Source organism: Streptomyces javensis (genome assembly GCF_039525925.1).
Classification (GTDB): domain Bacteria; phylum Actinomycetota; class Actinomycetes; order Streptomycetales; family Streptomycetaceae; genus Streptomyces; species Streptomyces asiaticus.
This window is the reverse complement of record NZ_BAAAIF010000012.1, coordinates 98,895-112,506: the sequence shown is the minus strand read 5'-3', so window position 1 is coordinate 112,506 and position 13,612 is coordinate 98,895. Positions and strand designations below refer to the sequence as shown.

13 protein-coding genes are annotated in these 13,612 nt (G+C 72.5%); 5 read left to right on the top strand and 8 right to left on the bottom strand.

Features of this window, described 5'->3' with window-relative positions:
* Positions 1 to 11: 11 nt before the first annotated feature.
* Together ligD and ABD329_RS14075 are read left to right on the top strand one after the other, a co-directional pair.
* Positions 12 to 968, top strand: coding sequence for a non-homologous end-joining DNA ligase (gene ligD / locus ABD329_RS14080; protein WP_198282123.1), 957 nt, complete (start codon positions 12 to 14; stop codon positions 966 to 968).
* Positions 965 to 1,909, top strand: a complete 945-nt coding sequence (locus tag ABD329_RS14075; protein ID WP_344316407.1) for an ATP-dependent DNA ligase — start codon at positions 965 to 967, stop codon at positions 1,907 to 1,909. Before ligD ends, ABD329_RS14075 begins: the two co-directional genes overlap by 4 nt.
* A 14-nt stretch (positions 1,910 to 1,923) precedes the next feature.
* On the opposite strand, the gene ABD329_RS14070 is transcribed toward ABD329_RS14075, so the two are convergent.
* The 6 genes from ABD329_RS14070 to ABD329_RS14045 all read right to left on the bottom strand — a co-directional run bounded on the left by ABD329_RS14070 (position 1,924) and on the right by ABD329_RS14045 (position 7,637).
* Complete coding sequence (locus tag ABD329_RS14070) at positions 1,924 to 2,961, bottom strand: 1-aminocyclopropane-1-carboxylate deaminase/D-cysteine desulfhydrase (protein WP_344316406.1); 1,038 nt, start codon at positions 2,959 to 2,961, stop codon at positions 1,924 to 1,926.
* Between the two features lie 158 nt (positions 2,962 to 3,119).
* Positions 3,120 to 4,007, bottom strand: a complete 888-nt coding sequence (locus tag ABD329_RS14065) for a class I SAM-dependent methyltransferase (RefSeq protein ID WP_246619138.1) — start codon at positions 4,005 to 4,007, stop codon at positions 3,120 to 3,122.
* Positions 4,008 to 4,153: 146 nt separating this feature from the next.
* Positions 4,154 to 4,627 carry a thioesterase family protein gene (locus ABD329_RS14060; protein ID WP_198281888.1) on the bottom strand — a complete coding sequence of 158 codons (474 nt, stop codon included), beginning with the start codon at positions 4,625 to 4,627 and terminating at the stop codon, positions 4,154 to 4,156.
* Positions 4,624 to 5,637: a 3-hydroxyacyl-CoA dehydrogenase NAD-binding domain-containing protein gene (locus ABD329_RS14055; RefSeq protein WP_198281887.1), complete on the bottom strand. Its 1,014-nt coding sequence runs from the start codon at positions 5,635 to 5,637 to the stop codon at positions 4,624 to 4,626. The genes ABD329_RS14060 and ABD329_RS14055 overlap by 4 nt, the downstream gene beginning before the upstream one ends.
* Positions 5,638 to 5,697: 60 nt before the next feature.
* A complete protein-coding gene (locus ABD329_RS14050) occupies positions 5,698 to 6,591 on the bottom strand; it encodes a beta-keto acid cleavage family enzyme (protein ID WP_198282142.1) in 894 nt (297 codons plus the stop codon).
* Between the two features lie 62 nt (positions 6,592 to 6,653).
* A complete protein-coding gene (locus ABD329_RS14045) occupies positions 6,654 to 7,637 on the bottom strand; it encodes a TetR/AcrR family transcriptional regulator (protein ID WP_344316405.1) in 984 nt (327 codons plus the stop codon).
* A gap of 188 nt (positions 7,638 to 7,825) precedes the next feature.
* Here ABD329_RS14045 and ABD329_RS14040 point away from each other — a divergent pair, with 188 nt between their 5' ends.
* Positions 7,826 to 9,454 (top strand): serine/threonine-protein kinase, encoded by a 1,629-nt coding sequence (locus ABD329_RS14040; RefSeq protein ID WP_344316404.1) that lies wholly within the window; start codon positions 7,826 to 7,828, stop codon positions 9,452 to 9,454.
* A 176-nt stretch (positions 9,455 to 9,630) separates the two neighbouring features.
* Positions 9,631 to 10,365, top strand: coding sequence for a TSUP family transporter (locus ABD329_RS14035; protein WP_344316403.1), 735 nt, complete (start codon positions 9,631 to 9,633; stop codon positions 10,363 to 10,365).
* Positions 10,366 to 10,390: 25 nt separating this feature from the next.
* Here ABD329_RS14035 and ABD329_RS14030 read toward each other — a convergent pair whose 3' ends face one another.
* Positions 10,391 to 11,377 carry an alpha/beta fold hydrolase gene (locus tag ABD329_RS14030; RefSeq protein ID WP_344316402.1) on the bottom strand — a complete coding sequence of 329 codons (987 nt, stop codon included), beginning with the start codon at positions 11,375 to 11,377 and terminating at the stop codon, positions 10,391 to 10,393.
* Between the two features lie 197 nt (positions 11,378 to 11,574).
* Here ABD329_RS14030 and ABD329_RS14025 point away from each other — a divergent pair, with 197 nt between their 5' ends.
* On the top strand, positions 11,575 to 11,871 hold the full coding sequence (locus tag ABD329_RS14025; protein ID WP_344316416.1) for a GYD domain-containing protein: 297 nt from the start codon (positions 11,575 to 11,577) through the stop codon (positions 11,869 to 11,871).
* Between the two features lie 120 nt (positions 11,872 to 11,991).
* Here ABD329_RS14025 and ABD329_RS14020 read toward each other — a convergent pair whose 3' ends face one another.
* Positions 11,992 to 13,458, bottom strand: a complete 1,467-nt coding sequence (locus ABD329_RS14020; protein WP_344316401.1) for an FG-GAP and VCBS repeat-containing protein — start codon at positions 13,456 to 13,458, stop codon at positions 11,992 to 11,994.
* Between the last annotated feature and the right edge of the window lie 154 nt (positions 13,459 to 13,612).

The following is a 13,612-nucleotide window of genomic DNA, read 5'->3' as shown; positions in this document are numbered from 1 at the left end:
ATTCTTATCGTATGTCCCCGATCGCGGAGGTGGAGGGGCGGCGGATCACGCTCAGGAACCTCGACAAGGTCATCCATCCGGCCACCGGCACCACCAAGGGCGAGCTGCTGCACTATCTGGCGTCGACCGCGGACGCGCTCCTCGGCCATCTGCGTGGGCGGCCGCTGGCGTTCCTGCGCTACCCGGACGGCCCCGACGGCCAGAAGTTCTTCACCAAGAACCCGCCTCCGGGCACGCCTTCCTGGGTGACGACGGCCGAGGTCACCCGCCATAAGGGGGAGACCGCGCGACAGGTGGTGATCCAGGACCTGCCCTCGCTGATGTGGTCGGCCAACCTCGTGGTGGAGCTCCACACCCCGATGTGGCGGATCGACCAGGGCGTGGGCATCGCCGACCGGCTCGTCTTCGACCTGGACCCCGGACCGCCCGCCACGGTCGTGGACTGCCGCGTCGTCGCCGTATGGCTGCGCGAGCGGCTGGCCGATGACGGCCTTACGGCGTACGCGAAGACCAGTGGCTCCAAGGGGCTGCATCTGCTGGTGCCGGTGGAGCCGACCCCCTCCCGGCAGACCACCGCCTACGCCAGACGGCTGGCCCTGGAGGCCGCGAACGCCATGCCGGACCTCGTCATCCGTAAGATGACCCGCTCGCTGCGGCCGGGGAAGGTGTACGTGGACTTCAGCCAGAACGCCGCCGCGAAGACCACCGCCGCCCCCTACACCCCCCGGGCCGTCCCCGAACCGGCCGTCTCCGCGCCCGTCACCTGGGAGGAGGTCGAGGCGTGCGGCGACCCGGCGGCGCTGACCTTCCTGATCGACGACATCCCCGCGCGGCTCGACCGCCACGGGGATCTGCTCGCCCCGCTGCTGGACCCGGCCGAGGCGCGTCCGTTGCCGACGGGCGGGGCCGCCGTCGAGGAGGACGAAGACCTCGGCCAAGGCGACGACGAAGGCGTGACCGACCGATGACGTCGCCGCCCTCCCCTGAGCCGCCCCTTCAGCCGCCGGTCGAGGTGGCGCTGGCCCGTGTCGTCCCGATCCTGCCCACCGCCCCGCCCGGACGGCGGCTGGCCTACGAGCCCAAGTTCGACGGCCATCGGCTGCTGATCTTCCGGCTGGCCGACACCGTAAGGATGCAGGCCCGCTCCGGCCGCATCGTCACCCGCGCCTTCCCCGACCTGGTGGCCGCCGCGCGGCCGCTGCCGCCCGGCACGGTCCTCGACGGCGAGGTGGTGGTGTGGGCGGGCGGCCGTACGGACTTCGCCGCCGTCCAGAAGCGCGCCTTCGCCGCGTCCGAGTCCCGGGCGGGGAGGCTCGCCCGGGAACTGCCCGCCTCCTACGCCGCCTTCGACCTGCTCGCGATCGGTGCGGAGGACCTGCGGCCGCTTCCGTACGAACAGCGCCGCGCCCGGCTGATGGCGCTCCTCGAACCGCTCGGCCCACCGCTCCAGGCCGTGCCGATGACGACCGATCCGGAGCTCGCCGCCACCTGGTACGAGTCGCTTCTGGAGATCGGCATCGAGGGCCTGGTCATCAAGGAGCTGGACCAGCCCTACCGGCCGGGCCGCCACTGGCGGAAGGTGCGCCATTCGGAGACCCGGGACGCCGTGGTCGTCGGCGTCGTCGGCCCCCGCCTCCGCCCGCGCGCCCTCGCGCTGGTGCTCCCCGGCGACGACGTGCCCTTGATCTCCGCCCCGCTCTCCACGGCCGTCCGCGCCCAGCTCAGCACGGCCCTGCGCGACCTGCCCGACCCCGGGCCCCCGCCCGCCGAACTCCCCACCGCCCTGGACCGGGTCGGCGCCGAGACCGCCTACCGCCCGATCGCCCCGGACCTGACCGTCGAGGTCCGGCAGGAAGGCACGGTCCGCCACGCGGCGACGAGGGTCATGCGCCTCCGCATCCCCGACTGATCACCTTCGACTGATCACCTTCGGCCGACCCCGTGCGCCGTGTGCCCCGGCCCCGGATCCGGCCCCGGCTCCGGCTCCGGCTCCGGATCCGGCCCCGGCCCCGGCTCCGGATCCGGCGGTCCGGTGATCACCGCCGTCACCCGGCTGCCCGGGGCCAGTTCACCCCGCTCCACCAGCCCGTACAGACCCCACAGCAGCTTCGCCACATACCGCCGTTCCAGCCGGACCCCGTGCCGCGCCTCGAACTCCGCCGCGAACGCCTCCAGCTCCGCCGGGACCCGCCCGTAGCCGCCGCCGTGGTAGCCGTGCTCGATCCGCCAGTTGGCGAAGGCCCGCCCCCACCCCCGCTCGTGCAGCGCGGTCACCTCGCGTTCCAGGTAGCCCTCCGCCCCCTTCAGGACGGCGAACCCCACCGCCCGGGCGCCGCCCGGGAGCCCGGCCGCGATCCCGGCCAGCGTGCCGCCGGTGCCCACCGCGCAGCACACCACATCGCCCGGCCCCAGGACGGGCAGGTCGGGCAGCTCCGCGACGAGCTCCGCCGCCCCGCGCGCCGCCAGCACGTTCGTACCGCCCTCCGGGAGCACATACGCGCGCCCCCACCGCTCCTCCAGCGCCCGCAGCGTGCCCGAGTCGTCCTCGCCCAGGCCGCGCAGCGTCTCGCGGTAGGCGGAACGGGTGACGAAGGCCAGCTCCATGCCGTGTGCCTCGGCCCGCGCCAGCGACCAGTTGCGCGGCGCGTCGGCCAGCTCGTCGCCCCGGATCACCCCGACCGTCGCCAGCCCGTACGCGGCCCCCGCCGCCGCCACCGCCCGGATGTGGTTGGAGTACGCCCCGCCGAACGTGACCAGCCGGGTGTGGCCGCCCTCGACGGCCACGCGCAGATTCGGGCCGAGCTTGCGCCACTTGTTGCCCGGCACCAGCGGGTGGATCAGGTCGTCCCGCTTCAGCCGCAGCCGCACACCCCGGTCGGCGAGCCATGGATCGGCCACGTCCCGCACGGGGGACGGCAGCCGGGGCCGTATCGGGCCGGTGGTGTCTGGCGGGCGTCTCACCCGTCCATTCTCTCCGCTGTCCCTCGGTCACCGTGCCGTGCCGCCGGTGCGGGGCCATTCCGGGGTGTTCGCGGCTAGCGTGGACGTACATGACAATCGAGGCGCACGCACCAGCGTCCCGCCGGAGTGATCTGTCCGCTGGGACGGGCCGCGGAAGCTCACGAGAAGCGCGCTATCGCCGTCATCGTCGGCCGCAGGTTCCGCACCGCGGGCAGCCACCGCATCAGCGGCGCCAGCGCCCCGTAGTAGAACCCCCGCCCGCGCGGCGGCGGCACCTCGCGCACGTCCGTGATCGCCGGATGGGCCGTCCGTACCTTCGGCAGCTCACCCGCGTCCATGCCCCACGGCATGGGCGGCGCCTGATAGCCCCCCGCGGTGCGCATCTCGCCGCGTACCGTCCGGGCGCTGAACCACCGCGGCACCGCGTCGAAGACCAGCGCCCCGCCCCGGAACCGCTCGGCGCACCCCGCGATCAGGTCCTTCACCTCGGTCGGCCGCAGATACATCAGCAGCCCCTGCGCGGTGATCAGCACCCCGTGCGCCGGATCGACCTCGTCCCGCCAGGACAGGTCGAGCGCCGAGCGCGCGAGGGTGCGCCGCCGCTCCTCGTCCGGCAGCAGCGCCCGCCGCACCTCGGCGGTCTCCGGCAGCTCCACGCACAGCCAGCGCGCCCGCCCGTTGTCCACCCGCCAGTACTGCGTCTCCAGACCCTCGGCGAGCGTGACGACCGTGCCGTCCGGATGCTCGTCGAGGAAGGCCCGAACGGCGGTGTCGAAGGTGCGGACCCGCAGCGCGTGGCCTTGCGCCAGCAGCGGGCTGGGCGGCCCGAAGGTCTCCTCGAAGGGGTAGTCGACGCGCTCGACCAGCTCCACGGCCTTGGGGTCGTCCAGCACGGTCCGCGCCCGGCGGGCCTCGGCGGCCCGCATATAGAGGTTCCACAGCAGGGTCTCGGGCACCTCGCTCAGCTCGACGCGCCGACCGCCCTTGCCGTCCCCGGCCCTGTTTCCGTTTCCGGCCCCATTTCCGGCCGGTCCGGCGTCCGCCATGGCGTCGTCACTCCTCGCCCCGCGCGTCCCTCGGCGTTTCCCCCGCCACCGCCATTCAACCTCACCCCGTCCCCCGTCCGGAACGGCGAACGCCCCGGCCCCCGGACGAATCCGGGGCCGGGGCGTTCAGGCGGTACGGCGGTCGTTCAACCCGCCTCGGCCGGGACCGGGCCGATCGCCCGGCCCGCCCATTCGGGGGCCTTCTCGAGCAGATCCGTCAGCCGCTCCTTGACCTCATCGGGGAACGGGGCCGAGCGGCTCTCCTTCTGGTCGATGTGGAGCGCGAGCAGCTCGGTCGTGGCCACGGGGGCGCCGTCCGGCTCGCCCACATGCATCTCGTGGGTGAACCGGACCTTCTTCTCGTCCACGCCGATGACGCGCGTACGAATGGTGAGTTCGGCGCCCTCCTCGACCTCGTTCAGGTACCGGATGTGCGACTCCACGGTGTAGAGGGAGCAGCCGGTCTTGGCGCGGTAGGCGGAGTCGAGCCCGGTCTCCACCATCATCTCGTCGGTGCTGTGGCCGAAGACGAGGACGTAGAACGCCTCGCTCATATGGCCGTTGTAGTCGATCCACTCGGGACGTACGATCTGCCGGTAGTCGGGGAGCGTGCTGCTCACTTCTCGTCTCCCATGGTGCTGGGGGTATGTGCGATGCCGTCCGTCCCCTCGGTGCGCTGCCGCGGCAGACGGCCAGTCGCCCGCAGGACGTCTATGACGCCCTGGTCCCGCTCCGCGACGAGCTGCGCGATGGTACGGCTGCCCGCCGCCTCGTCACAGCCGTCGACCATGGCCGCACGCAGCGTGTCGTCCAGCTCAGGCGCCTCGAGACGGGTCCACGGAGACTTCAACGAGGGTCCGAAGTGGTCGAGCATATGTCCCATGCCTCCGTCGCCGCCCGCCAGGGCGAACGTGAGGCACGGACCCATGAACGCCCACCGCAGTCCGGGTCCCTCGGTGATGGAGTCGTCGATCTCCTTCACCGTGGCCTCACCGTTGGCCACCATGTGCAGCGCCTCCCGCCACAGCGCCTCCTGGAGCCGGTTGGCGATGAAGCCGGGCAGCTCGCGCTCCATGGTGATCACGGACTTGCCCGCCACCTTGTAGAAGCGCGAGGCCCACTCGACCGCCGCGGCGTCCGTCCGCTTCCCGCCGACGACCTCGACCAGCGGAATGAGATACGGCGGATTGAAGGGGTGGCCGACGACGAGGCGGCCGGGGTCGGCGGCCTCGGTCTGCATATCGGTCATCGGATAGCCGGAGGTGGAGGACGCGATGACGACCCCGGGCGGGGCCGCCGCGTCCAGCTGGGCCAGCAGCGACCGCTTGAGCTCCAGCTTCTCCGGGGCGCTCTCTTGGACGAACTGCGCGTCGGCCACGGCCTCCGCCACGGTCGCGGCGATGGTCAGCCGGTCCGGGGAGGCGCCGTCGGCGAGACCGATCTGCTCCAGGGCGGGCCAGGCGGCCGCCACGAGACGGCGCAGCTTCTCCTCGGCGTCGGGGGCCGGGTCCCAGGCGGTGACGTCGTAGCCGCGCGCCAGGAAGTGGGCGACCCAGCCGCCGCCGATGACTCCGGCGCCGACACAGGCGACGCGGCGTACCTCTTCGGGGGCGCAGGGGGATGAGGGCATGGCGGTCCTAAGGGTGTGAGGGGGAAGAGCGGGGAGACGGTGGGGGGACTACGCGGGGGATTACGCGCGGGGCTTGAGGCCCAGCCGCTGCCGCGCCTCGTCCGGTGTGGCGACCTTCGCGCCCAGCAGCTCCGTGATCTGGACCGCGCGCTCGACGAGCTGGCCGTTGGTGGCCTTGACGCCCCGGCTGAGGTAGAGGTTGTCCTCAAGACCGACCCGTACGTTCCCGCCGAGCAGGATGGACTGCGCGACCCACGGCATCTGCATCCGGCCCAGTGCGAAGCTGGCCCACTGGGCGCCCTCGGGCAGCATGTTGACCATCGACGCGAGCACGCCCGGATCGGCCGGGGCACCCCACGGGATGCCCATGCACAGCTGGAAGACGGTCGGGTCGTCCAGCAGCCCCTCGGCCAGCAGCTGCTTGGCGAACCACAGCTGCCCGGTGTCGAAGATCTCCAGCTCGGGGCGTACACCCAGCTCCTGGATGCGCTTGGCGCCGGTGCGCAGCATGTCGGGGGTGGAGACGTAGAGGTTGCTGCCGTCGCCGAAGTTGAGCGAGCCGCAGTCCAGGGTGCAGATGTCCGGGAGCAGGTCCTCGACGTGGGGGAGCCGGTCCAGACCGCTGACCAGGTCGGTGCCGGGGAGGTGGGTGAGCGGGTTCTCCGGGTCGATGACCAGGTCGCCGCCCATGCCCGCGGTGAGGTTGATGACGACGTCGGTGCCGGTTTCCTTGACCCGCTCCACGACCTGGCGGTACAGCCGCGGATCGCGGGCGGGGGCGCCGGTCTCGGGGTCGCGTACGTGGATGTGGACGACGGCCGCCCCGGCCTCCGCGGCCTCGACGGCGGAGCGGGCTATCTGCTCGGGGGTGACGGGGACATGGGGGCTGCGGCCCACGGTGTCACCGGCGCCGGTCAGGGCACAGGTGATGATGACGCTGTCGTTCATGGGCATGGGCTTCTCTCCCTCTCTCGCGGTGCACCGCACTCTTGTGGTGCGACTCTGGTGGTGCGGAGCTACGGTCCTGGCTGGTCGGCGGTCGGCCCGGCCGCGTCGGCGCCGGATCGTCGCGCGGCGGTCGCGTCGGCGCCGGGGCGCCGTACGGCCAGTTCGGTGTCCACGTACGCGTTGCAGGCGATGTCCATGGCCTCGGCGGTCGTACTGCCCGCACCGGGCCCGGTGGCCAGCACCTGGATGGCGAGTCCGTCGATCAGCGCGGTCAGGCGCAGCGCGCTGAACTTCGGGTCGACGGGGCGGAAGACCCCCTGTTCGATACCGCGCCGGATCACCTCGGCCACGGTCCGCCGCCACTGCTGGTAGAAGTCGGCGTGCAGCCGTCCGATGGCCGTGGACCGCGCGGCCTCGGCCCACAGGTCCATCCACACCAGCCACTGCTGCCGCTGCCGCTCGGTGTACGGCGCCTGGAGCGCGATCAGCTGCCGCAGCTCCTCGCGCGCGTCGTCGGCCTCGGCGATCCGGGCGGCGCGGCGCGCGGTGTCCTCGTCCATGCACCAGCGCACGGCGGCCTCGAGCAGCTCGGCGCGGCCCGGGAAGTGGTAGTGGATGGTGGCGGTGCTGGTGTCGCAGGCGGCGGCGATGTCGGCGACGCGTACGGCGTGGAAGCCGCGCTCGGCGATGAGCCGGACCGTCTCCCGCACGATTTGCAGCGGCCGCCCGCTGTCGGGGGGCGCGGTGGGGGCGGGCGGCCGCGGCGCCCCGGCCGCCCCGGCGTCCGCTCTGCCGGCTCCGCCGTCCGCCGCGCCATCCGCCGCTCCGTCCGCCGCACCGTCCGTCGTGGTGCCGAGCAGCCATCCGGCGTCCACGTTCCCGGCGTCGGCGATCCGCGCCAGCTCGGCCACGGTGAAGCGCCGGCTCCCGCTGAGCGAACGCGAGAGCTTGGACGGGTCCATCACGACCCGCCGCGCGAATTCGCGCTGGGTACAACCGGCTTCGCCGATCACCTGACGTACGCGTTCCGCCACGTCGAACTGTTGCCGCATGGCCGACACGGTACGGATGCGTTGAGATAAGCGCAATGAATGTGGCGACTAGATGCCCGTTTCCTCCCTAAATCCATGGGAATTTGACCCGGGAATTGCGATGCGAGCTGACTGATGCATCAGTTGTGCCCGATGATGTTCGAACACTTACGACTATGCTCACCGGGCGTGAGAACAGGAGAGATCGGGTGACATCGGGTGGGGACGACATACGGCTGATCGGCGGCCGCTACCAGCTGGGCAACCGGCTGGGACGAGGCGGCATGGGCACGGTCTGGCGCGCGTACGACCAGATGCTGGCGCGCGAGGTCGCTGCCAAGGAGCTGAACGTCGCGAGCGACGACCACGAGTACCAGCGACGGCTGCGCCGGGCGCAGAGAGAGGCTCGTACCGTCGCCCGGGTGCACCACCCGCATGTGGTGGGCGTCCATGACCTGGTCGAACACGACGACCGGCTGTGGATCGTGATGGAGCTGGTCGACGGCCCCAACCTGGCCCGCCGGATCGCGGACGACGGCCCCCTCACCCCCCGCCACACCGCCGCCCTCGGGCTTCAGCTGCTCGGCGCGCTGGAGGCCGTGCACGCCGCCGGGGCGCTGCACCGCGACGTCAAGCCCGCCAACGTCCTGCTGCGCCGGGACGGCGGCGCCGTCCTCACCGACTTCGGCATCGCCGCCCTGGAGGACGACGAGTCGCTCACCACCACCGGTGAACTCCTCGGCTCCATCGGCTACATGGCGCCCGAGCGGCTGACCGCCGAGGAGGTCGGCCCGCCGTCGGACCTGTGGTCGCTGGGCGCGACCCTGTCCGCGGTCGCCTCCGGCGTACCGCCCTTCCAGCGCGCCACCGGGGCCGCCGCACTGCACGCGGTCACCTTCGCGGACCCGGAGATCCCGGAACGGGTCGGCCCCCTGCGGCCCATCGTCGAGGCCCTGCTGAACAAGTCCCCGGGCCTGCGCCCGTCCGCGGCCACGATCGGGGCCGCGCTGCGCCGCGTGGCGGACGGGGCGGAAGACCCGGGCCCGCTGCCTCCGGCGGGCACTCCGGCGGCCACTCCGGCCGGGATCCCGGGGACTCCCGCGGACGTGGCGGACCCCCCGACGCTGGCCGCGACCCCCACGGCGACCACACCCCACACCTTCGGCGGACCCCCGACACCAACCGCCCCCCACACCCTCGCCGCCCCCCACACCCTCGCCGGTTCGCCCACCCTCGCCGGATCACCCGCCCTGGACCGGGAACCGACCGTCATGGACCAGGCGGCCGGATCGCCACCCCCGCGGTCCCGGGGCCGGGCCCGGACCTGGTGGTGGACGGCTGGCGCGGCGCTCGCGGTGGCGGCCCTCGCAGCCGGACTCTTCTTCGCCTTCGGCCCCCCGTCCGACAACGACGGCGACGACGCGGCGCGGCCTCCCGCCACCTCCACCAGGAAGGTGACCGTGGAATCGGCCCGCGGCTGGCAGTCCGCGACGGACACCCCGATCCAGAAGGGCGACAGGGTGTCGGTCCGCTACGTCAGCGGCACCTGGACCGTGGACTCCGCCAACCTCCCGCTCGTCGGCCCGGCCGGCCACACCGCCGCCGATGACCAATCCCTCCGCTTCGCCTGGGAGGACTGCAAGGTGGACCCCGCGGTCACCTTCGGCGCCCTCCTGGGCCGCTACCCCGGAAACCCCGGCAACCCGCACGCCGTGCACCGCGCCTGGAGCTTCCAGGCCAAGCGCTCCGGCAACCTGCAATTCCGCGTCAACGACCGCGAGGACTGCCTCGACGACAACAAGGGAGCCCTCACCGTCACCGTGCAGATCACGCACTGACGGGGCGCCAGCGCCCCGCCCGAGCACGCGGGTCCGCGAAAAAACGTGGGCACCGTGGGCAACGGGCAGGCTTCGCCGACGCATCACGACTTCCGAGCCCTCCAGCGCCCACAGAACTGATCTCCCACCGGTCTCCCACCGGTTCTCCTCCGCCCCGGATGCGAGAGACTCCCGCGATGAGTGGTTGTTGTGGCGCGGAGCTGATACTCGGCGGAATCGTCATGGCGGGGGCGTCCGTGCAGTGGCTGACGGGCATGGGGTTCGCGCTGATCGCGGTGCCCGCTCTCGTCCTGCTGCTCGGCCCGGCCGACGGGGTCGCCCTCGCCAACTGCGGGTCCGGCGCCATCTGCGCGCTGGGGCTCACCGACGGCGGCTGGCGCCGGGTGCGGCTCACCGCGATGGTCCCCCTGGTCGCCGCCTCCGCCTGCACCGTCCCGGCCGGCACCTGGGTGGCCGCCCGCCTCCCCGAACCCGTCCTCCTGGCCGGTACGGGCACCCTGGTGAGCCTGGCCGTCCTGCTGGTGATGGCCGGTATGCGCGCCCCCGCCCTGAACGGCGTCAAAGGCGCCCTGACCGCGGGCGCCGCCGGGGGCTTCATGAACGCGTCGGCCGGGGTGGGCGGCCCGCCGATATCCCTGTACGCGGTGAACGCGGGCTGGACGGTCCGCGAGTTCGTGCCCAACGCGCAGTTCTACGGAATCGTGGTGAACACGTTCTCCATCGCCACCAACGGCGTCCCCCGACTCAGCCCGCCCCTGTGGACCCTGGCGGCGGCGGGAATGACGGCGGGCGCCATCATCGGCAGGTCCCTCACCACCCGCGTCCCCGACCACCGAGCCCGCCTGCTCGTCCTGCTGCTGGCACTGGCAGGCGGGCTGTCCACGCTGGCGAAGGGGGCGTGGGAGCTCTGAGGGTCCCTTCCTCAGGCCACACGCGTCACGCGGGAAGCGAGTTCAGCCAGTCGACCAGCAGCCGATTGATCTCCTCCGGGCGCTCCTGCTGGATCCAGTGGCCGCAGTCCTCGAGGATGTGCGAGCCGACGAGCCCGGGCAGGGTGTCCGGGTACGCCTTGATCGCGTCGCCCATCCAGGTGGTCGAGGCGTCCAGGCCACCGCCGACGAAGAGCGACGGCTGGGTGATGGGCGCGCCGTCGTACTCGGCCAGGTCCTCCCAGTCCCGGTCCATGTTGCGGTAGCGGTTCAGCCCTCCGCTCAGCCCGGTCCGCTCGAACTCACCGGCGTAGACATCGAGGTCCCCCTCGCTCAGCCAGGCGGGCAGCCGCTCGGCGGGGAACCGCTCGCGCATCGTCCGGCCGCGCGTGATGAAGTGCGGGTCGGGCAGCTCGGGTCCGGGCATGGTGCCGGCCGAAAGCGCGGCGTAGATCCCCGCGAGCCAGCCGCGCACATCCGGCTCGATCTCCGCCTCGGCCCGGCCCGGCTCCTGGAAGTAGGAGACGTAGAACTCCTCGTCCCCGCCCATCCCGGCGAAGACCTCGGAGGGCCTGGGGCCGCCGCGCGGGGCGTACGGCACGCTCAGCAGCCCGACCGCCCGGAACACATCCGGGCGCAGCAGGGCGGAGTTGGCGGCGATGGGCGAGCCCCAGTCGTGCCCGATCACCACGGCGGACTCCTCGCCGAGGGCCTCCACCACGGCGACGTTGTCCGCCACCAGCTCCCGCATCCGGTACGCGTCCACCGCCGCGGGCCTGGACGAGCGGCCGTACCCACGGACGTCGATCGCGGCCACCCGATATCCGGCCGCGGCCAGCGCGGGCAGCTGGTGGCGCCATGAGTACCAGGACTCCGGAAAGCCGTGGACGAGCAGCACCAGCGGGCCGGTGCCCCGCTCCACGAGGTGGATCCGTCCGGCGGGTGAGGGCACCAGACGGTGGGTGAGGTCGGTCGTGGGCGGCGTCTGCGGCATGGTTCCCTCCGGGGGCGCGCTGGGCGTCCTGTGTGGCGGCCGTTGGGTCCGAGCCTGCCGTGCCATCGGGGATTCGGACCACACCCGTTGCCGGTTCGGCAAATCATTTCGGCCGCTCGCCGATGCCCCAGATATGCGGGTTCACGGCGTTACTTCCAGAATTGAACGCACGGAGTCTTCTCGTGGAGGTGAACGCCGTGGCGACGTACATCACGCTGCTGAACTGGACCGAGCAGGGAGTCCGCGCGTACAGGGACACCACGCAGCGCACCGAGGACTTCGCCGCGGCGCTGGACAAGCTCGGGGCGCGGCTCGTGGACATCTACTGGACGGACGGGCCGTACGACCTCGTGTGCATCGTGGAGGCCCCGGACGACGAGACCGCGACGGCGGCGTCGCTCCAGCTCAGCGCGTTGGGCAATGTCCGCACCACGACCCTGCGGGCCTTCGGGCGGGAGGATATGGGCCGCATCATCGCCAAGGCCGCCGGCTGAGGCGGTGCGCCTGCGAAGACCGGCCCAGGAGGGGAGTGGCGAGCCCCGTACCGAGAGCCGACCGATGGCCTGGCCCGGAAGAACGCGGGCCAGGCCACCGAAACCAACTACGAGCCGGTGCTACTTCGTAGCGGGCCCGGACAGCTCCGTGCCGAAGGCGGCGTCGTCCGCCGGGGAGCCGAGGTCGCCCGGCCCGATGAGGGCGGAGCCCTCGGCGGTGAGCCCGTCGGCGCCCGCGTACAGCAGGGCCACCGCGCCCGCGCCCTCGGTCCGGTTCGGGACCCCGACGGCCAGGTCGGGCTTGCCGTCGCCGTTGTAGTCGGCCGGTGAGACGGCCTCGCCGAACTTGTCGTTGCCCGCCATCTCACCGGGGACGCCCTCGGTGTCCAGGGAGAACGTCTGGGCGCCCGCGTCGGTCAGCCAGTCCTTGGTGCCCTTGAGCACGGTGATGGCACCGGCGTCGTTGTAGCCCCCGGGAGCCTCGGCGCCGGTGTCGCTGACGACCAGGTCGTCGTGGCCGTCGCCGTTGATGTCGGTGAGCCGGGCGGCGATGCCGTTCTGGGCCTTGCCCGTCCAGTTCACCGGATTGGCGGTGTCGAGCCCCTCGGCCGTGCCCGGGTACGTCCGCAGGCGCGCGTCGTCCGGGCCGTCCGTGAAGCTGGTGTCCGTGACGACGTCGTCCTTGCCGTCCCCGTTGATGTCACCCACCACGGCCCGGTACGAGGCGAACGGCAGCGGGACGTCCTTGCCCAGCGAGGTGCTCTTCAGCCCTGAGGACGAGCCGGGCAGCACGCCGAGCGTGCCCTCGTCGGCGGGGTCGTCCTGGTAGGCGACGGTGACCAGGTCGGCGAAGCCGTCCCCGTTGATGTCGCCGGAGGACAGGTGCTCCGTGCCCGCCCCGCCGCCGGGCGGGGTGACGCTGGACATCTTCGGGGTGGCCGTCTCGCGCAGGTTCGCCGCGCCGTTCACGACCTGGATCTCGGTGCCGTCCGAGATGGCGATGTCGTCGCGGCCGTCGTGGTTGTAGTCGCCCACGGCCATCGTGTCGCCGAACAGCGCGTAGGCGGTGGCCTTGGGCGCGTGGAAGGCGATGGCGTCGCTGGACAGGCCGTCCCTGGAGCCGAAGACGACCGTGACCGAACCGGCCCGCTTGGCGCTGCCGATGGCCTCGTAGTTCGCGGCGACGATCAGATCGCCGTACCCGTCCCCGTCCACATCGCCGCGCAGCACGGCCGAGCCGAAGTGGTCCCCGGCCTCGGGCGTACCGGGAATCCCCGGGCTGGCCTGCGACAACGTGCCGTGCCGCCCGGTGTCGACCCCGGCCTCGGCGCCGTAGGTCACACCCACGTAGCCCGCCTTGGACTTCCCCGAAACGGTCCCGTCGGGCGCGCCCACGCCGAGGTCGGCATAGCCGTCGCCGTCGATATCGCCCGGTGTGGACTTCCCTGTCGCGGCAGCCGTGGGGGAGGGCTGCTTCTGGTCGGTCCCGTCGCCGTTCGACACCACGGCGCCGGCCCCGGCCGCCACGGCGGCGGTCACGGCGGCACCCACCGCCAGGCCCACGACACCTCGGGTTCTATTGCGCACAAATCCTCCATGAGTAACGCATTGGTCGCCCTTGGGCCCGACCGCCACCTGTCTCCCCCGGCGGCCGGAACGGAAGGGTCATGCAAGGAGAGCTGTCCGAAAGCTGAACGGTTGCACAACCGGAGGAAAACGAGACAGGGTCGTGATCAACGCA